The organism is Pseudomonas sp. Lz4W, assembly GCF_000346225.2.
GTDB lineage: Bacteria > Pseudomonadota > Gammaproteobacteria > Pseudomonadales > Pseudomonadaceae > Aquipseudomonas > Aquipseudomonas paraversuta.
On the sequence record NZ_CP017432.1, the window covers coordinates 452,399 to 471,023 of the forward strand.

The following is an 18,625-nucleotide window of genomic DNA, read 5'->3' on the forward strand; positions in this document are numbered from 1 at the left end:
TGTTTGTGGCGGTGACTTCCATAACCCTTGGGTCAGCCAGACTCAAGGGTCATGGGAGTATCACGGCGGTGTTCAGTCCGGAAGGGCGATCGGGCCGATTTCATGGAATACATCGCCTGGCCCCGGGTTCTCGGCATGGGTGCTGCCGCCGAAGTGGGTCATGATGCCCCATACCGCATTCAATGAGGTCTGCACCGCGCCTTCCACCCAGGCCGGTGTCCAGGACACATCATCGCCGGCAATGAAGATTCCGCGCTGCTCGTCGGGTAAATCCTGCTGCATGAAGTGTGCATACATGCGCTGGTTGTAGCGATAGTGCCCTGGCAGCGCCCCTTTGAAGGCGCCAAGGAAGTGCGGATCGGCTTCCCAGGACACGGTGATCGGGTCACCAATGATGCGGCTGGCGATATCCACCTTGGGGTAGATCTTTTTCAGCGAGTCGAGCGCCAGTTTCACGCGCTTTTCTACGGGGTGTGGCAGCATTTTAAGTGCATCGCTCATCCACGAATACGACAGGCAGATGACCCCCGGCTTGTTGTCGCCGTTATCAAACAGGTAGGTGCCACGGGTCAGGCGATCGGTGAGGGTCATGCTCATCAGGTCGCGGCCGGTCTCCGGGTCTTTGTCTTTCCAGAACGGGCGGTCGACCATGACAAAAGTTTTCGAGGACTGCATGTAGCGTGTGCGGTCCAGGGCCATCCACACTTTTTGCGAGAACAGCGATTCTTCGCATTCGATCTGGGTGGTCAGCAGCCAGCTTTGGCAGGTGATCAAAATGGCTGCATGGGAGCGCACTACACCGAGGTTGTCGGTGACGCAGAACTGTCCGTCAGGTGCGCGGGAGATGGCTTTGACCCCGGTGCGCGGGGCACCGTTATGCAATGAGCTGAGGCTGGTGCCCTCGGGCCAGTGTGCGCAGCGCTCGGGTGCATGACGCCAGATGCCCAGCGGGACTTGCTCAACTCCGCCAACCACCAGGTGTTGATGGTCGTCACAGTTGGTCATCACGACACGAAAGATCTCGAGCATCGAATTCGGGAAGTCGGAGTCCCATCCGCCAGTGCCAAAGCCGACCTGGCCAAATACCTCACGGTGCTGGAACGACAGTTTGGCGAAGGCTTTTGACGTAGCGACAAAGTCGTAGAACGTGCGGTCGTCCCACAGCGGAACCAGAGTGTTCCACAGCTCTTTGAGGCGAGGTACGTCACGGTCGCGGATGGCTTGCTGAATATCACCAAAGCGCGAACCTGACTCAAGGGCATCGGCCCAGGCGTCGGCGACTTCCTGGAACAGTGCAGGCAAGTCCGCCATTTTCTGTGCGTAGAAAGTCTGGCCTTCGAGGTCGATAACGGTGCTGCCCGACGCGGGCGTCAATGGGTTGGGGAACGGTTTGGTTTCCAGTCCCAGCTTGTCGACGTAGTGGTAAAACGCGGTCGAGGACACCGGGAAACGCATGCCGCCCAGCTCGGCGATCACCCCTTCACTGCCTTCGAAGGCCTGCGAGCGCAGGCGTCCACCCATCTTTGAGGCTTCATACACTACGGGTTTGAGGCCCAGCTTCATCAGCTCGTATGCCGCTACCATTCCGGCCATGCCGGCGCCGACGATCGCGACTTCGGTCCCCAGCTTGTCGGCCGGGATACTGCCCAGGCCAGCCGGGTGTTCAATCCAGTCATCAAAGGCAAACGGAAAGTCCGGGCCGAAGATGGTGATGGGTTTTTTTCCGTCGATGGGGTGGCGATTATTCTTGTTCATGGCTGACCTGCTGGCGACCCGCGTTTAACGCTGAGTATAGGAAAAGACAGGCACCATGATAGGGAGCGCAGAACACGTTAATAAGGCGCAATGTGTCGTCGTTATGACTGTTTATTGGTCAATGTGACGAATATAGACTGCATATTGTTGTGTAGGACGGTTAAAAAGTTACCCGCGGTCGACTTTGCTGCTGAGAATGATCGAGGTGGTGGTTTTTTCAACACCTTCGACATTGCCAATCTGATCCAGCAATTGATCCAGCTGCTCGGGAGAGTCGCTGCGAAGCCAGGCCACATAATCGAACTCGCCACTGACTGCACACAGTTGCTGGACCTGGGCCATGGCGCTCAGGCGTCTGACCACCTCTTTGCCCGCGCGCGGCTGCACGGTGATGCCCACATAGGCCTGCAGTCCGCCATCAATCAGTCGCTGGCCCAGGCGAACGCCATAGCCGGTAATCACTCCGGTTTTCTCCAGTCGTGCCAGCCGCAAGGTCACCGTGGTGCGCGCGATCCCCAGCTGGCGAGCCAGCATTGCCACGCTTTCGCGGGCATTGAGTTGCAGGGCCCCGATCAATTGGCGGTCGGTTTCATCCAGCGCGGGCGGGTGGGCATCAGACAAGGGAGGGCTCCTGTGGCATTGGTGACGCGGGTGGTCATGGTACATGGCCTGACGGCTCGTGGTTGCAGGTGCAATAGATCAGCCTGTTGTTTTAAGCGCCCGGGACTTTCAGATGGCGGAAGAAGTGTCGGCCGCAGGCGAGCCAGCGCTGCTGCGCTGGAGCCAGAAACACGAAAGCCGCGCAGTGCGCGGCTTTGAGTATGGTGGGCCCAGTAGGACTCGAACCTACGACCAAGGGATTATGAGTCCCCTGCTCTAACCAACTGAGCTATAGGCCCTCAGTAGGTCGCGGATTATAACGATGGTTTCTCGTGAGTGCTATCCGAAAAGTCTGAAATAGAGGCGTGAACAATGGTCTCTGCGATTTTTTGCGGTTTGCGCCGTGCTGGCGATGCGGGTCTGTATCCGTTCGCAGCTTTGTGCGGCAAGAAAATCCTGTCGAGCCCAGGTCTCGGCACTCGTCGCTAATGATGGTTTTGTCGGGGGTTTCTTCGCAGGCAGGGGGCAAGAGGTTGCAGTCATGGAGTGGTCTGCGGACGTGACATGCGCCTGGCAGGCGAAAGAACGGGGAGGGCAGGTTGCTATAAAGCAAAACCCCCGGCAGGGCCGGGGGTTTTGGTATCACTCGTCGAGGAAGGAGCGCAGATGCTCGCTTCTCGTCGGGTGGCGCAGCTTGCGCAACGCCTTGGCTTCGATCTGACGAATCCGTTCACGGGTAACGTCGAACTGCTTACCAACCTCCTCAAGGGTGTGGTCGGTATTCATGTCGATGCCGAAGCGCATGCGCAGTACTTTGGCTTCACGTGCGGTGAGGCCGGAGAGTACGTCGCGTGTCGCTTCTTTAAGGCTCTCAACGGTGGCTACATCGATTGGCGACTGCATGGTCGAGTCTTCGATGAAGTCGCCCAGATGGGAGTCTTCGTCATCACCGATCGGGGTTTCCATGGAGATCGGCTCTTTAGCGATCTTCAATACCTTGCGGATTTTATCCTCAGGCATTTCCATGCGTTCGCCCAGCTCTTCCGGGGTCGGTTCACGACCCATTTCCTGCAACATCTGGCGGGAAATGCGGTTGAGCTTGTTGATCGTCTCGATCATGTGCACCGGAATACGGATGGTGCGGGCCTGGTCGGCGATCGAGCGAGTGATCGCCTGACGGATCCACCAGGTGGCATAAGTCGAGAATTTGTAGCCGCGGCGGTATTCAAACTTGTCTACCGCTTTCATCAAGCCGATGTTGCCTTCCTGGATCAAGTCGAGGAACTGCAAGCCACGGTTGGTGTACTTCTTGGCGATGGAGATCACCAGACGCAAGTTGGCTTCAACCATCTCTTTCTTCGCGCGGCGGGCCTTGGCCTCACCGATCGACATGCGACGGTTGATGTCCTTGATCTCGGCAATCTTCAAGCCGGTTTCAGCTTCCAGTGCAGACAGCTTCTGCTGGCAACGGATGATGTCCGGTTGCAGGCGACCAATGGCTTCAGCGTATTTGCTTTTGCCTTTGGCCAGCGCGTCGCTCCAGCTTTCGTCGACTTCGTTACCCGGGAACAGGCGCAGGAAGTCGGTGCGCGGCATGCGTGCATCACGTACACACAGCTGCATGATGGCGCGCTCTTGCGCACGCAGACGCTCCAGGGCGCTACGAACACGCTCAACCAGGCCTTCGAATTGCTTCGGGACCAGTTTGATCGGCATGAACAGCTCGGCCAGTGCAACCAGCTCGGCAATTGCCTGCTTGCTGCCGCGACCGTGCTTTTTCAGTGCCTTGCGAGCGATTTCCATCTGATCGGAAACGGCGCCGAAACGCTGAGCCGCGATGATCGGGTCAGGGCCGCTTTCGACCTCTTCCTCTTCTTCGGTGGACTCTTCCTTTTCGTCCTCTTCGTCGTCACCTTCGGCTTTCACCTTTGGGTCGACAGGAGGCGGTACTTCGGCTGCGGGCGGCGCAATACCGTCGTCCGGGTCGATATAACCGCTCAGAACGTCGGACAGGCGGCCACCTTCGGTGGTGACGCGAGTGTACTCGGAGAGAATATGGTCAACCGTGCCAGGGAAGTGCGCAATTGCGCCCATCACTTCGCGGATGCCTTCTTCGATACGCTTGGCGATTTCGATTTCGCCTTCACGTGTCAGCAGTTCTACCGTGCCCATTTCACGCATATACATGCGTACAGGGTCGGTAGTACGACCAATGTCGGTCTCTACTGCCGCCAACGCGGCAGCTGCTTCTTCAGCAGCTGCTTCGTCGGTGTCAGCATCGGCCAACATAAGGGCGTCCGCATCCGGAGCACTCTCGTGTACGGGGATCCCCATGTCATTAATCATGCGGATGATGTCTTCCACTTGCTCCGGATCTGAAATATCTTCGGGCAGGTGGTCGTTGACCTCTGCGTAAGTCAGATACTTCTGCTCACGGCCGAGGGTGATCAACTCTTTGATACGAGACTGCTGTTGCGCTTTTCCGGACATAACACCCTATCCACTGAAGGTCTTGGCGGGCAAAAAACAAGCCGAGGATTATACCTTAGCTATGACCTCACGCGCCAGTTGAGGTCGGGTTTGATGCGGGATTATTGCGACTTAGAAGGTCGCGTAACTGATTTTTCTCCTCGGTACTGAGCTCGCCTTGACGTGCTTTTCGAAGAAGTTGCTCCAGATTTCGCTCGCGTTGGCGAGCTGACAGGCTAGTTATAGTGTCGAAAAACTGTTGTTCAAGGTTGTCGGCATCAATTAACCATTCCTTTTCAAGCAATCTTTGCAATAAACGACCCTGTTCAGTCCCGTGCCAACGGGATAACAACTGAATAGAGCTTAGCTTAGGATTTTTCTGTACGGCCTCGACCAGAGCGATCAGCAGTTGATTATTAGTCTGGTCTTCTGCGGCAAAGTGCCCGGCATCTTCAACTTTCGCAGCCAGTTGCGGGTGATGCAGCAGTGTGCGCAGGGCGGCCAGGGTTGGCGGCTCGACCGCTGCCGGGATGCGTGGCCCGCGGGGCTGGTCATTGTCGCCGCCGCGCTTGGATTTTTTGTCCCAGGGCTTGTTTTCCCACTTCTTGCCGCCAGCGCCAGGTTTTTTCGGCGCCCACTCCTGTTGGGGGAGGTAGGTGTCCGGTTGCTGGAAGTCGCTGTAGTCAGGCATGCCGTCGTAATCAATGCCCGGGTCATAAGCAGGTTGCGCCTGCGCCTTTGCGGGTGCGTTCTGCGCCAGCTGGCTGACGGTTTCACTGGTGAGGCCGGTTATCTCGCTCAGGCGTTGGCGCATCAGGGTCCGCAGGTTGGCCCCCGGGACTTTATCGATCAGCGGTGCTGCCAGGGTTGCCATGTGGGCCTTGCCTTCAAGCGAGCGCGGGTCGGACTCTTCTGTCAGTTGCTGGAAGAAATAATCGGCCAGCGGCTGTGCATGCTGGTTGATACGCGCCTTGAAGGCGTCAGTGCCTTCGGAACGCACCAGCGTGTCCGGATCTTCGCCTTCGGGCAGGAACAGGAAGCGCGCGCGACGGCCGTCCTGCAGGCAAGGCAGGGTCGCCTCCAGTGCGCGCCAGGCAGCGTTGCGGCCGGCCTGGTCACCGTCAAAGCAGAACAGGACGCTGGGCACCACGCGGAACAGGCGCTTCATGTGTTCTTCGCTGGTTGCCGTGCCGAGTGTGGCCACGGCATTGCGCAGGCCTTGCTGGGCGAGAGCGATAACATCCATGTAGCCTTCGACGACGATGATTTCGTCGAGGCTGCGGTTGAATTTGCGCGCTTCGAACAGCCCGTACAGTTCCTGGCCTTTATGGAAGACCGGGGTTTCGGGGGAGTTCAGGTATTTTGGTTTGTCGTCGCCCAGTACCCGGCCGCCGAAAGCAATGATGCGGCCGCGACTGTCGCGGATCGGAAACATGACTCGATCGCGAAAGCGGTCATAACGTTTGCCGGTTTCGGCATTTTCGACCAGCAGGCCGGCGTCGATCATGGCCTTTTGTTGCAGCGTGTCGCTGCTCAGGTGCTTGTACAGGTTGTCCCAGCCGGGCGGGGCGAAGCCCAGTCCGAAGTCGCGGGCTATTTCGCCGGTCAGGCCGCGTCCCTTCAGGTAGTCCACGGCCGCTTTGCGTGCCGGATGGCCTTTTAGGGCCTGGCGATAAAAGTCGGCTGCGGCTGTCAGAAGCGGGTAGAGCGGAGAGTCGGTGGGCTGTCTTGGCTTGTGTGGGCGGCCGCTTTCTTCCCGGGGGATTTCCATGCCCGCGGCTTTGGCCAGTTCCTCTACAGCCTGGGGGAAGTCCAGGTTGTCGTGGTCCATGATAAAGCCGAGGGCATTGCCTCCTGCGCCGCATCCGAAGCAGTAATAGAACTGTTTGTCGGGGCTGACGCTGAAGGATGGTGTTTTTTCTTTGTGGAAGGGGCAGCAGGCGGTGTAGTTCTTGCCGGCTTTCTTCATTTGCACGCGTGAGCTGACGACATCGACGATATCGGTACGGTTAAGAAGGTCGTCAATGAAGCTCTGGGGGATTAACCCGGCCATGGCGTTCTCGTCATCTCTGCGCAGAAATTAACCCGCATGAGGGCTTGGTCGTCGTACGTGCAGGCAAGTGTGCTGCCAGATCGCGGGACGTCTGCTCAATCATGTTGGGGGAGTGTATCTGTCGAAACGTCACTGATTTATTTTTAATCAGGGTAAATGGCTTCGATAGGTGTCGCGCTCTGAGTCCGGCATTGACCAATGGCTGGTCTCGGATAGCTCATAAGCAGGTACTGGAGAGGTACCTTGGGCTGATCGTCTTTGGGAAAATCAGAGGGGTGTGCTCGTCGGTAGCCTTGGAAGGCTCGTCAGTAAAGACGTGCACCGCTGGCTATTAGGCCAGGTCTGACGTGATGTAGCGTTTTGTCGCGGTCGCATCTGCGGCCTTGACAATAAAACATGTAACTAAAGCTGCAACTGCCTACGGCCCGGCTTTAGGCCGGGCTTGGCAGAAGCGTGCTTCGAACGTCTGTGTATTAGTACAGACGAACGGCGCGGCGCTGCTCGCGCTGAACTTTCTTCGCGTGACGCTTAACAGCAGCTGCTGCTTTACGCTTACGCTCAGAAGTCGGCTTCTCGTAAAATTCGCGGCTGCGAACTTCAGCCAGAACACCGGCTTTTTCGCAGGAGCGCTTGAAACGACGCAGAGCTACGTCGAAGGGTTCGTTCTCTTTTACTTTGACGGCTGGCATCCAGAGCTACCTTCATTCATTACCGGGGTCAACGTCTCAAGGCAAAATCGCGTTGGAAGACGTCGGTTTTTAAGGGTTGCGGATGTTAACCCCTCATCGCCCGGAATGCAAAGCCTCTGATCGAAAACCGCTGGCCGGGGGCGGGAGTGGCGACTATTATGCGCGCCTTCGAATTTAGCCTCTACAAGGCGTAAACCCATGCTAGTACTGGGATTAGAAACCTCCTGCGACGAGACCGGCGTCGCGCTTTACGACAGTGAACGCGGGCTTTTGGCCGACGCACTGTTCAGTCAGATCGACTTGCACCGCGCTTATGGCGGTGTGGTTCCGGAGCTGGCTTCAAGGGATCACGTCAAGCGCATGCTGCCCTTGATTCGTCAGGTGCTGGCTGAGGCTGGCTGTGTGCCTACAGAGATTGATGCGATCGCCTACACGGCAGGGCCTGGATTGGTCGGAGCCCTTCTGGTTGGGGCTTCATGTGCCCAGGCGCTGGCGTTTGCCTGGGGTATTCCGGCCTTGGGTGTGCACCACATGGAGGGCCATTTGTTGGCTCCAATGCTGGAAGAGCAGCCCCCGGAATTCCCGTTCGTCGCTTTGTTGGTGTCGGGCGGTCATACGCAGTTGGTGCGTGTGGATGGCATCGGCCAATACGAGTTGTTGGGCGAGACCCTGGACGACGCGGCCGGAGAAGCATTCGACAAGACGGCGAAGATGATGGGGCTCAACTACCCGGGCGGCCCTGAGATTGCGCGACTGGCCGCTCAGGGCGTTGCGGGGCGGTTTGTGTTCCCCAGGCCCATGACTGACCGTCCGGGGCTGCAATTCAGTTTCAGCGGCCTTAAAACCTTTGCCTTGAATACCTGGCAGCGCTGTGTGGCGGCTGGTGATGACACAGAGCAGACCCGTTGCGATATCTCTCTGGCGTTCCAGCAGGCGGTGGTCGAGACCTTGACCATCAAGTGCAAGCGGGCTTTGAAGCACGCAGGCATGAAGCGTCTGGTGATTGCGGGCGGGGTCAGTGCCAATAAGGCGCTGCGGGTTTCGCTCGAAAAAATGCTCGGCGAAATGAATGGCAATGTTTACTACGCCCGACCGGAGTTTTGTACGGACAACGGCGCAATGATTGCCTTTGCCGGCTGCCAGCGGTTGCAGGCCGGTCAGCATGAAAGCCTGGCGATCAGTGTGCAGGCGCGCTGGCCGATGGAGCAATTGAAGCCGCTGTGAGTGCGGGGCGTAAGGCATGAGTCGGTGTTGCGTGAGCGTATTTCATGCGCGCTATTCAGAAATGCCGTTCGCGCCCGGCCATCAGGTCGCGTAAATTGCTGCGGTGGCGCCATACAATCAGCGCCGTCAAGGCGCACATGGGCAGCAGGGCAGCAGGCTCTTGCCAGGCCAGCAATGGCAGGGTCAGAGGTGTGGCTATCAACGCTGCCAGTGAGCTGGTGCGGCTTAGCTGGAAGGTCAGTAGCCATGCGGCAACGGCCAGCAGGGCGGCAGGCGGGTAGAGTCCCACCAGCATGCCTGCGGCAGTGGCAACGCCTTTGCCGCCGCGAAAGCGGAAGTACAACGGGTACATGTGGCCGAAGACGGCGCAGATACCGATCCAGGCTTGTTGCTGGAGCGGGAGACCGAGCTGGTTGGCCAAAAGTACAGGCAGCAAGCCTTTACACAGGTCGCCGAGCAGAGTCAGGACGGCGAGCTTTTTGCCGGCAAGGCGCAACATATTGGTCGCGCCGGCATTGCCCGAGCCACTCATTCGCGGGTCGGGATTTCCCGTCAGGCGGCTGAGCAAAATGGCGAAGGACAGAGAGCCAAGCAGGTAGGCGAAAATCGCCAGTAACCAAAACATGCTAACTATTCCGGGCGAGGACGCCCTGATTCTAACGGCGCATTGCGCCCTTGTCGTGCTGCGGAGAAAAGTGCTTGGACAGAGTGTTTATCGAAGGCCTGGAAGTTGACACCGTGATCGGTGCTTATGACTGGGAGCGTGGCATCCGCCAGTGCTTGCGGCTTGACCTGAGTTTCGCGTGGGATAATCGCCCGGCTGCGGCCGGTGATGACCTGACGCTGGCCCTGGATTACGCGAGTGTTTCTTCGCGAATCCAGGCATTTGCCGAGGCAGCTCAGTTCCAGTTGGTGGAGACTTTTGCTGAGCGTCTGGCCGAAGTGCTGATGACTGAATTCAATATTCCGTGGTTGCATCTGAAGCTGACCAAGCCCGGCGCCGTTTCGGCGGCCACCGGTGTGGGCGTGGAGATTGAGCGCGGATGTCGCTAACTCAGGTTTTCCTCGGGCTGGGCAGTAATGTCGAGCGTGAAAAGCATTTGTGCGCCGGGCTTGACGCCCTTGCTGGATTTTTGCAGGACATGAGCTGTTCTGCAGTGTTTGAAAGTCAGCCGGTGGGCATCAGGAGCGGGCCTTTTTTCAACCTGGTGGTGTCGGCAAAAACTGACTTTCCGCTGGCTGAACTAAGTCGACGTTTGAAGTTGATCGAGGCGGATAACGGACGTTATGCCCAAGATCGCAAAGGTTTGCCTTTGGATATCGACGTGTTGTTTTACGGTGATCTGGAAGGCAACTTTGATGGCTTGATTTTGCCCCGTGCAGAGATTCTCAAAAATGCTTTTGTCTTGTGGCCCTTATCGTTGATAGCGCCAGACAAGGTGCATCCGGGCGTGGGCAAGACTCTGGCTCAGATGTGGGCAGAAGCACAGATCGATCAAGTTCTGGCGCCTGCAGCATTTGAATGGCGGGGGGAGCAGTTGACCCCGGCCGGGATGCTTTTGCCTTAGTAGTCGCTGGTGCAGGCTGCGATGGGTTGCCTGGCGACCCTGCTGTGAAGGTCCTTCGGCCCTTGGCGCAGCCTGCGCCATCGACTACAAGAGCGATGTCTCAGGCTTTTGCTGCTTCTTTGTAGGCTTGCAGCGCCTTTAGCCGTTCGTGCTTTAGCGCTTCCCCGAGTTCAGGGCCTTTGAAACCCTGCTCAAGTAAAGGCTGGACGGCCACGGCCTGGGCAGCCTTGGCAGCTCCGCGCAGGTAATCGGCCTGTGGATACGGGCGATTCTCCAGTCCCAGGCGCCCTTTGGCGTCCATCTCGCAGGCTACGATAAACTCCTCAAAACGCTGCGGTCGACGATATACGTCAAAGCGCTGCAGCAGTTCCAGTAGCGTTGATGCCTTGAGTTCCAGAGCGCGGTGGCCGTGGGTGTGATATTCGCCCACAAGGAGTGCCAGTTCCTGACAGTCGCGCGGCACTTTGTAGCGCTCGTTGACCGCTTTGATCAGGCGCAGCCCTTTGTGCTCGTGGGCAATGTGTCTTGGCCAGTCCTTTTCAGGTGTAAGCCCTTTGCCCAGATCATGCAGCAGGCAGGCCCAGCGCACGGTCAGTGGCTGATTGTGCAGGGCTGCCTGCTCAAGCACGCTCAAGGTGTGTACGCCGCTGTCGATCTCCGGGTGATGTGCAGCAGGCTGAGGTACACCAAACAGGGCATTGATCTCCGGTAGCAGCACTTCCAGAGCCTCGCAGCTGCGCAGTACTTCCAGGAATACCTGAGGCTGATCTTCCATCAGGGCCCGGGAGATTTCTTTCCAGCAACGCTCCGGGGTCAGTGCTTGCAGTTCGCCTGAGCGAGACAGTTGGCGCATCAGCTCCAGGGTCTCGGGTGCGATGCTGAAACCGAGTCCGGCATAGCGCGCGGCGAACCGGGCAACTCGCAATACCCGGAGGGGATCTTCGGCGAATGCGGGTGAAACATGGCGTAAAATCCGCGCCTCCAGATCGCGCTGACCATGGAAAGGGTCGGTCAAATTGCCTGAGTCGTCCTCAGCCATTGCGTTGATGGTCAGGTCGCGCCGGATCAGGTCTTGTTCAAGGGTAATGTCGGGGCTTGCATGAAAGATGAAGCCGCCATAGCCCTGGCCGCTTTTGCGCTCTGTGCGGGCCAGTGCGTATTCCTCCCCGGTTACAGGGTGAAGAAATACCGGAAAGTCCGAGCCCACGGGGCGAAACCCTTTGCTGAGCATTTGTTCGACTGTTGCGCCGACCACTACCCAATCGATATCAGTGACGGGCTTGCCCAGCAGGCGATCCCTTACGGCACCGCCAACTTTATAAATCTGCATAAAAAACCTCCGTTAGCACGACAGGATAACGCTTGCGCCGTGAGAACGGAGGTTCCCGTGTTACAGGTGAATGGCGCTCATATCCAAACGCCCGTAGTCAGAGTCTGAATGTTCTCCTTTTGGCGGGACATGGTGGACTTTCATGACCTGGTCGCCTTGAAGGGTTTCAAGATGAATATCGAACCCCCACAGGCGATGCAGGTGTTTGAGCACTTCGTCGGTGGAGTCGCCCAGGGGTTTGCGGTCATGTTGTTGGTGACGCAGGGTCAGCGAGCGATCGCCGCGGCGGTCGATGCTCCAGATTTGCACGTTGGGTTCACGATTGCCCAGGTTGTACTGAGCCGCCAGGGTTTCACGAATGGTGCGGTAGCCGTTCTCGTCATGAATGGCAGGTACTAGCAGGTCGTCCTTTTGATCATCGTCCATGATGCTGAACAGTTTCAGGTCGCGGATGACCTTGGGTGACAGGTATTGCAGGATGAAACTTTCGTCCTTGAAGCTGCTCATGGCGAATTTGATGCTCGATAGCCAGTCGCTGCCAGCCATGTCCGGGAACCAGTGGCGGTCCTCGTCAGTTGGATGTTCGCAAATGCGCCGGATGTCGCAATACATTGCAAAACCCAGTGCGTAGGGGTTGATCCCGCTGTAGTGAGGGCTGTCAAAGCCTGGCTGGAACACCACGCTGGTATGGGAGATGAGGAACTCCATCATAAAGCCCTCGGTAACCAGGCCTTCATCGTAGAGGTCGTTCATCAAGGTGTAGTGCCAGAACGTCGCCCAGCCCTCGTTCATTACCTGGGTTTGCCGTTGTGGGTAAAAGTACTGGGCAATCTTGCGCACGATGCGTACGACTTCACGCTGCCAGGGCTCGAGCAGGGGAGCGTGTTTTTCGATGAAGTACAGGATGTTTTCCTGGGGCTCGTCGGGGAATCGTGCGCTGTCCTTTTCGCTGAACTTGTCTGCACCTTTGGGAATGGTGCGCCACAGATCATTGATCTGTTTTTGCAGGTGCTCTTCACGGTCCTTCTGCCGCCGACGTTCTTCTTCGGCTGAAATCGGATAAGGCCGTTTGTAACGATCAACGCCGTAGTTCATCAGGGCGTGGCAGGAGTCGAGCAGGTCTTCAACGGCATCGATACCGTGGCGCTCTTCGCATTGCATGATGTACTGCTTGGCGAACACCAGATAGTCGATGATCGAACTGGCATCGGTCCAGGTGCGAAACAGGTAGTTACCCTTGAAGAAGCTGTTATGGCCATAGCAGGCATGGGCCACCACCAGGGCCTGCATGCAGATGGTGTTTTCTTCCATCAGATAGGCGATGCATGGATCTGAGTTGATCACGATCTCGTAGGCGAGTCCCATCTGGCCGCGGCTATAGGACTTTTCGGTGCTCAAGAAATGTTTGCCGTAGGACCAATGGTGGTAGCCCAGCGGCATGCCCACAGAGGCATAGGCATCCATCATTTGCTCGGCGGTAATCACCTCGATCTGGTTGGGGTAGGTATCCAGAGCATAGCGTTCGGCCAGGCGGCCGATTTCGCGGTCGTAAGCCTGGATCAGTTCAAAGGTCCACTCGGAGCCAGTGGAAATTGGATGGCGTTTATTCTCTTTGGCGGTCATGTCACTAACCTGCGCTGGAAGAGTTCACGGAAGACCGGATAGATGTCGCCGGCCGAGACCAGTTGCTGTTGGGCGAAGGTATCTGAATACGCTTCGCTGATACGTTCGTACTCGTACCAGAGGGCCTGATGTTCGCGCGGGGTTATTTCTACATAAGTGTAGTACTGCACGAACGGCATGATCTGATTGATCAGAATATCCCGGCAAATGGGTGAATCATCGTTCCAGTTATCGCCGTCTGAAGCCTGCGCTGCATAGATATTCCACTCATTTGTGGGATAGCGCTCAGCCATGATTTCCTGCATCAGTTTAAGTGCGCTGGAAACAATGGTGCCGCCGGTCTCCCTCGAATAGAAAAACTCCTCTTCATCAACCTCCCGTGCACTGGTGTGATGGCGAATAAACACTACGTCAATCTTGTCGTAGTTACGCTTCAGGAACAGGTACAGCAGGATGAAAAAACGCTTGGCGATGTCCTTGGTGGCTTGGGTCATGGAGCCGGAAACGTCCATCAGGCAGAACATGACGGCCTTCGAGCTGGGGTTGGGTTGCTTGACCAGCAAGTTGTACTTGAGGTCAAAGGTGTCGAGGAATGGCACGCGATGGATGCGTGCGCTGAGTTTCTCGATTTCAGCCTCTACTACCTTGATATCGCCGAAGTTGTCCGGTTCTTCGCGCTTCAGTCGTTCAAGTTCGGCTTTGGCTTCCTTGAGTTTTTTCCGGCTGCTGCCGGACAGGGCAATACGCCGTGCGTGAGCCGAGCGCAGGGTGCGAATGATGTTGATGCGCGACGGGTTGCCTTCGTTGCTGATGCCCGCACGCACTGTTTTAAAAGTGTCGGTCCCCGTTAGGTTGCGTTTGACCAGGTTGGGCAGTTCGAGGTCTTCGAACATGAACTCGAGGAATTCTTCCTGGGTGATTTGAAATACGAATTCATCCATGCCTTCGCCGGAGTTGCCTGCCTTGCCGGGGCCGCCACCACCTCCCGCGCCACCTTGTGGGCGTTGAATGTGTTCGCCGCTGGTGAACTCCTTGTTGCCAGGGTGCACCACCGTTTGCTTGCCACCGCGGCCGTGGTGAAGCACCGGCTCATCGATATCGCGGCCGGGAATGCTGATTTGTTCGCCATGTTCCATGTCGGTAATGGAGCGGCGGCCCACGGCCTCTTCTACGGCCTTCTTGATGTGGTCACGGTAACGTCGCAGGAAACGCTGGCGGTTCACCGTGCTCTTGTTCTTGCCATTGAGGCGTCGGTCGATCACATAGCTCATTAGGCCCTCCGGGCAGCTTCAGGTTGTGAGCTGCAAGCTGCAAGTCGAAGCGGTAGCGCGTGCTTCTTCTTGCAGCTTGAGGCTAGAGGCTTACAGCTGCCTCACTGCGACTTTCTGACCCGCAGGTACCACTCGGAGAGAAGCCGTACTTGTTTGTCGGTGTAGCCACGTTCGACCATTCGAGTAACGAAGTCGTTGTGCTTTTGTTGATCCTCTTTGCTTGCCTTGGCGTTGAAGCTGATAACCGGAAGCAGGTCCTCGGTGTTGGAGAACATTTTTTTCTCGATAACCACCCGCAGTTTTTCGTAGCTGAGCCAGGTCGGGTTTTTGCCGTTGTTGTTGGCGCGGGCCCGCAGTACGAAGTTGACGATTTCGTTGCGGAAATCTTTCGGGTTGCTGATGCCGGCCGGTTTTTCGATTTTCTCCAGCTCCTCGTTGAGGGCTACGCGATTGAGGATTTCTCCGGTCTCCGGATCGCGGTATTCCTGATCCTGAATCCAGAAGTCTGCGTAGAGCACATAGCGGTCGAAGATGTTTTGCCCGTATTCGCTGTAGGACTCCAGATAAGCGGTCTGGATTTCTTTGCCGATGAATTCAATGTAACGCGGTGCCAGGTACTCCTTGAGGAAGCGCAGATAACGCTCGCGGGTTTCCGCCTGGAACTGCTCTTGCTCGATCTGTTGCTCCAGGACATAGAGCAGGTGCACTGGGTTGGCTGCAATTTCGTGCGGGTCGAAGTTGAAGACCTTGGACAGGATCTTGAAGGCGAAACGGGTGGAAAGGCCATTCATGCCTTCATCGACGCCTGCGCTGTCGCGGTATTCCTGGATCGATTTGGCTTTCGGGTCGGTGTCTTTAAGATTTTCACCGTCGTAGACCCGCATTTTCGAGTAAATGTTCGAATTTTCCGGCTCTTTAAGGCGCGACAGAACCGTGAACTGGGCAAGCATTTTCAGGGTGTCGGGTGCGCAGTGGGCTTTGGCCAGCGAGCTGTTGAACAACAGTTTGTCGTAGATCTTCACCTCGTCACTGACGCGCAGGCAGTACGGAACCTTGACGATGTAGATCCGGTCGATAAACGCTTCGTTGTTCTTGTTGTTGCGGAAGGTGTGCCACTCTGACTCGTTGGAGTGGGCCAGCAGGATGCCGGTAAACGGGATAGCGCCCAGACCTTCGGTACTGTTGTAGTTGCCCTCTTGGGTTGCGGTCAGCAAGGGGTGCAGGACCTTGATCGGCGCCTTGAACATCTCCACGAATTCCATCAGGCCCTGGTTGGCCCGGCACAGTGCGCCCGAATAGCTATAGGCATCGGCGTCGTTCTGTGGGTACTCCTCGAGTTTGCGGATATCGACCTTGCCCACCAGTGCCGAAATGTCCTGGTTGTTCTCGTCTCCCGGCTCGGTTTTGGCCACGGCGATCTGATTGAGAATCGAAGGATAGAGCTTCACCACGCGGAACTGGCTGATGTCGCCACCAAATTCGGCCAGGCGCTTGGTTGCCCACGGCGACATGATGGTGCTCAGGTAGCGTTTCGGGATGCCGAAGTCTTCTTCGAGAATTGCGCCGTCTTCGGTGGCATTGAACAGCCCCAGTGGCGATTCAAAGACCGGCGAGCCCTTGATTGCATAAAAGGGGACTTTCTCGATCAGTTGCTTCAGTTTTTCTGCCAGCGATGATTTACCGCCGCCCACCGGGCCCAGCAGATAGAGAATTTGTTTTTTCTCTTCCAGGCCCTGCGCAGCGTGGCGGAAGTAGGAAACGATCTGGTCGATGCATTCTTCCATTCCGTGGAAGTCTTCAAAGGCCGGATAGCGGCGAATCACTTTGTTGGAGAAGATTCGCGACAGGCGAGAGTTGTTGGAGGTGTCCAGCAGTTCCGGTTCACCAATGGCCAGCAGCAGCCTTTCAGCGGCAGAGGCGTAAGCGCTTTTGTCTTGTTTGCACAGTTCAAGATATTCCTGAAGGGTCAGTTCTTCTTGGCGTGTGGATTCAAAGCGTTGTTGGAAGTGGCTAAAAATACTCATGACGTCACCTCGCTCGATACGTGGAGCCGGCGATAGATCGGTCAGTTCGAGTGCTGGCATGCAGCAGCATTTCAGCTGCTGTGTACCCCCCAGGACACCATCAAGGTGGTTAACTCCTTGAACTTACTACTGATAATCCATACGCCGGAGTACCGGCTCTCCCCAGATTCGGATGGCCTGATCTAAAGGATAGTTGGTAATCGGAGAGGTCAAGGCGCGATGCGAGATTTGTTACGTTCGACCGTTGGTCAGGCAGGGCGCCAGCCCGCGGATAACGGGGGCTGGCGCTGATAAAAAATTATTCTGCGGGGAGCTGGGAGGTTTCTTGCGGATAAGTCGCACGCCACAACTCGAAACCGCCATCAAGGCTGTACACCTCGCTAAAGCCCTGGCTCACCAGGTAAGCCGCAGCGCTCTGGCTGGAGTTGCCGTGATAGCAAGCAACGATCAGAGGGGCATCGAGATCGGCGTGGGTGATGAAATCGTGCAGCGAGTGGTTATCCAGATGTTTCGCACCGCTGATGTGGCTGGCAGCGAAAGCCTGCGGGTCGCGGACATCGACCACCACGGCGCCTTTTTCGCGCAAGGCCTGTGCTTGTTCGGGCGGGATACGTTTGAATTCGGTCATGGAGGATTCCTGTGGCCTGACTGCGGGCGCGGCTAGACGGCGCCCAAGGGTTGGGAAGGTTGGTCGGGGAGCGCGATGGTCGAGTGGGCTGCAAGGCCAAGGTCGTCGCAATCACAGCTGAGGCGCTGGCCAGAGTCGACGTTGAGCAGGGTCATGGCTCCTCCCCAGACACAGCCGGTGTCGAGGGCGAAAATCCCGGGCTCCTTGCAGTTGCCTTCAAGTGCCGCCCAATGACCAAAGATGATCTTCAGGTCCTGGGTCTTGCGTTCTTTATAGCTGAACCACGGGGCATAGCCGGGGGGAGCGCTGCCCACGCCTTCTTTGCTTTTGAGGTCGAGTTTCCCGTCGCGGGTACAAAAACGCATACGGGTGAAATAGTTGGTTATCACCCGCAGACGGGCGACACCGGTGAGGTCGTTGTCCCACTTGGCAGGTTCGTTGCCGTACATGCCATCCAGATAGGGGCCAAGCAGGTTGTCGTCACGCAAAGCGTGTTCGACTTCGCTGGCGCACTTCAGGGCCTTTTTCAGGCTCCATTGCGGCGGTATTCCTGCATGTACGAGGGCGACGTTGCGTTCGGCATCGTAATGCAGCAAAGGTTGCTGGCGCAGCCAGGACAGCAGTTCATCGCAATCGGGAGCTTGCAGAATTTCACGCAGCGTATCGCCTTTCTTCAGACGCTCGATATTGTGCGCTGCGGCCAGCAAGTGCAGGTCATGGTTGCCCAGTACGCACACCAGCGATTCGCGGATGCGGTATAGAAAGCGCAGCGTTTCCAGCGATTCGGGGCCACGGTTTACCAGGTCACCCACCAGCCACAGTTTGTCTTTGGCAGGATCGAAAGCTACGCGTTCCAGCAGGCATCTGAGTGGCTGCAGGCAGCCTTGCAGGTCGCCAACGGCGTACACCGGCATCAGTGCAGTGCCCCGGGCACGGCGAGGCGGAAAGGGGCAATGATGGCTTTGAACTCGTGACCATCTTCGGCATGCATCAGATAGCTGCCTTGCATGGTGCCGACTTTGGTGGTGATCACCGAGCCGCTGCTATAGACATGCTGCCCGTCCGGCTCGATCAATGGCTGCAGGCCGACGACGCCAGCGCCACGGACTTCTTCGACATGACCGTCGCCATCGGTGATCACCCAATGCCGGGACAACAGCTTCGCGGCTATCGATCCCTTGTTGTGCACCGTAATGGTGTAAGCAAAGGCGAAACGCTGAAGTTCAGGTTGGGATTGTTCTGGCAGGTAACGCGTGACGACGTTGACGTCGACCAGATAGCGGGGATCGGGCATGCGAGAGGCCTTACTTGAAAGCGTAGACACAGTTCGGGATAAAACTGATGCCTGAGTCTAGGCCAAGTAATGGTGACTAGGCCAGCCGGTTAAGGCG

16 protein-coding genes and 1 tRNA gene are annotated in these 18,625 nt (G+C 57.1%); 3 read left to right on the top strand and 14 right to left on the bottom strand.

What is annotated here, in order from left to right:
* Window positions 1-72: 72 nt before the first annotated feature.
* The 6 genes from B195_RS02125 to rpsU form a co-directional block, all read right to left on the bottom strand.
* Window positions 73-1,755 carry an NAD(P)/FAD-dependent oxidoreductase gene (locus tag B195_RS02125; protein WP_003444519.1) on the bottom strand — a complete coding sequence of 561 codons (1,683 nt, stop codon included), beginning with the start codon at window positions 1,753-1,755 and terminating at the stop codon, window positions 73-75.
* Window positions 1,756-1,923: 168 nt separating this feature from the next.
* Complete coding sequence (locus B195_RS02130) at window positions 1,924-2,376, bottom strand: Lrp/AsnC family transcriptional regulator (protein ID WP_003444518.1); 453 nt, start codon at window positions 2,374-2,376, stop codon at window positions 1,924-1,926.
* A 201-nt stretch (window positions 2,377-2,577) separates the two neighbouring features.
* Window positions 2,578-2,654: transfer RNA gene (locus B195_RS02135), tRNA-Ile, on the bottom strand.
* Between the two features lie 343 nt (window positions 2,655-2,997).
* A complete protein-coding gene (rpoD, locus tag B195_RS02140; protein ID WP_003444517.1) occupies window positions 2,998-4,845 on the bottom strand; it encodes an RNA polymerase sigma factor RpoD in 1,848 nt (615 codons plus the stop codon).
* A 67-nt stretch (window positions 4,846-4,912) separates the two neighbouring features.
* Window positions 4,913-6,877: a DNA primase gene (gene dnaG, locus B195_RS02145; RefSeq protein WP_003444516.1), complete on the bottom strand. Its 1,965-nt coding sequence runs from the start codon at window positions 6,875-6,877 to the stop codon at window positions 4,913-4,915.
* A 473-nt stretch (window positions 6,878-7,350) separates the two neighbouring features.
* Complete coding sequence (rpsU, locus tag B195_RS02150) at window positions 7,351-7,566, bottom strand: 30S ribosomal protein S21 (protein ID WP_002551877.1); 216 nt, start codon at window positions 7,564-7,566, stop codon at window positions 7,351-7,353.
* Window positions 7,567-7,764: 198 nt separating this feature from the next.
* On the opposite strand from rpsU, the gene tsaD reads away from it, so the two are divergent.
* The gene (gene tsaD / locus B195_RS02155) at window positions 7,765-8,790 is read left to right on the top strand and encodes a tRNA (adenosine(37)-N6)-threonylcarbamoyltransferase complex transferase subunit TsaD (RefSeq protein ID WP_003444515.1); all 1,026 of its coding nucleotides are present in this window, start codon (window positions 7,765-7,767) and stop codon (window positions 8,788-8,790) included.
* 55 nt (window positions 8,791-8,845) lie between these two features.
* Here the strand turns inward: tsaD and plsY are convergent, their stop codons facing one another.
* Window positions 8,846-9,415 carry a glycerol-3-phosphate 1-O-acyltransferase PlsY gene (gene plsY, locus B195_RS02160; protein ID WP_003444514.1) on the bottom strand — a complete coding sequence of 190 codons (570 nt, stop codon included), beginning with the start codon at window positions 9,413-9,415 and terminating at the stop codon, window positions 8,846-8,848.
* A 74-nt stretch (window positions 9,416-9,489) separates the two neighbouring features.
* Between plsY and folB the strand changes: the two genes are divergently transcribed.
* Together folB and folK are read left to right on the top strand one after the other, a co-directional pair.
* A complete protein-coding gene (gene folB, locus B195_RS02165; protein WP_003444513.1) occupies window positions 9,490-9,843 on the top strand; it encodes a dihydroneopterin aldolase in 354 nt (117 codons plus the stop codon).
* Entirely contained in the window at window positions 9,834-10,358 is a 525-nt protein-coding gene (gene folK / locus B195_RS02170; protein WP_003444512.1) for a 2-amino-4-hydroxy-6-hydroxymethyldihydropteridine diphosphokinase, read from the top strand. Before folB ends, folK begins: the two co-directional genes overlap by 10 nt.
* A gap of 100 nt (window positions 10,359-10,458) precedes the next feature.
* On the opposite strand, the gene B195_RS02175 is transcribed toward folK, so the two are convergent.
* From B195_RS02175 to apaG, 7 genes are all read right to left on the bottom strand, one after another.
* Complete coding sequence (locus tag B195_RS02175; protein WP_003444511.1) at window positions 10,459-11,688, bottom strand: multifunctional CCA addition/repair protein; 1,230 nt, start codon at window positions 11,686-11,688, stop codon at window positions 10,459-10,461.
* 60 nt (window positions 11,689-11,748) lie between these two features.
* Window positions 11,749-13,311 carry a SpoVR family protein gene (locus tag B195_RS02180; protein ID WP_003444510.1) on the bottom strand — a complete coding sequence of 521 codons (1,563 nt, stop codon included), beginning with the start codon at window positions 13,309-13,311 and terminating at the stop codon, window positions 11,749-11,751.
* Entirely contained in the window at window positions 13,308-14,582 is a 1,275-nt protein-coding gene (locus B195_RS02185; RefSeq protein WP_003444506.1) for a YeaH/YhbH family protein, read from the bottom strand. Before B195_RS02185 ends, B195_RS02180 begins: the two co-directional genes overlap by 4 nt.
* Window positions 14,583-14,683: 101 nt before the next feature.
* The gene (locus B195_RS02190; RefSeq protein ID WP_003444505.1) at window positions 14,684-16,606 is read right to left on the bottom strand and encodes a PrkA family serine protein kinase; all 1,923 of its coding nucleotides are present in this window, start codon (window positions 16,604-16,606) and stop codon (window positions 14,684-14,686) included.
* Window positions 16,607-16,904: 298 nt separating this feature from the next.
* Window positions 16,905-17,234: a thiosulfate sulfurtransferase GlpE gene (glpE, locus tag B195_RS02195; RefSeq protein WP_003444504.1), complete on the bottom strand. Its 330-nt coding sequence runs from the start codon at window positions 17,232-17,234 to the stop codon at window positions 16,905-16,907.
* Between the two features lie 32 nt (window positions 17,235-17,266).
* Window positions 17,267-18,148 (bottom strand): symmetrical bis(5'-nucleosyl)-tetraphosphatase, encoded by an 882-nt coding sequence (locus B195_RS02200; RefSeq protein WP_003444503.1) that lies wholly within the window; start codon window positions 18,146-18,148, stop codon window positions 17,267-17,269.
* Complete coding sequence (gene apaG / locus B195_RS02205; protein ID WP_003444502.1) at window positions 18,148-18,528, bottom strand: Co2+/Mg2+ efflux protein ApaG; 381 nt, start codon at window positions 18,526-18,528, stop codon at window positions 18,148-18,150. The genes B195_RS02200 and apaG overlap by 1 nt, the downstream gene beginning before the upstream one ends.
* Window positions 18,529-18,625 lie beyond the last annotated feature (97 nt).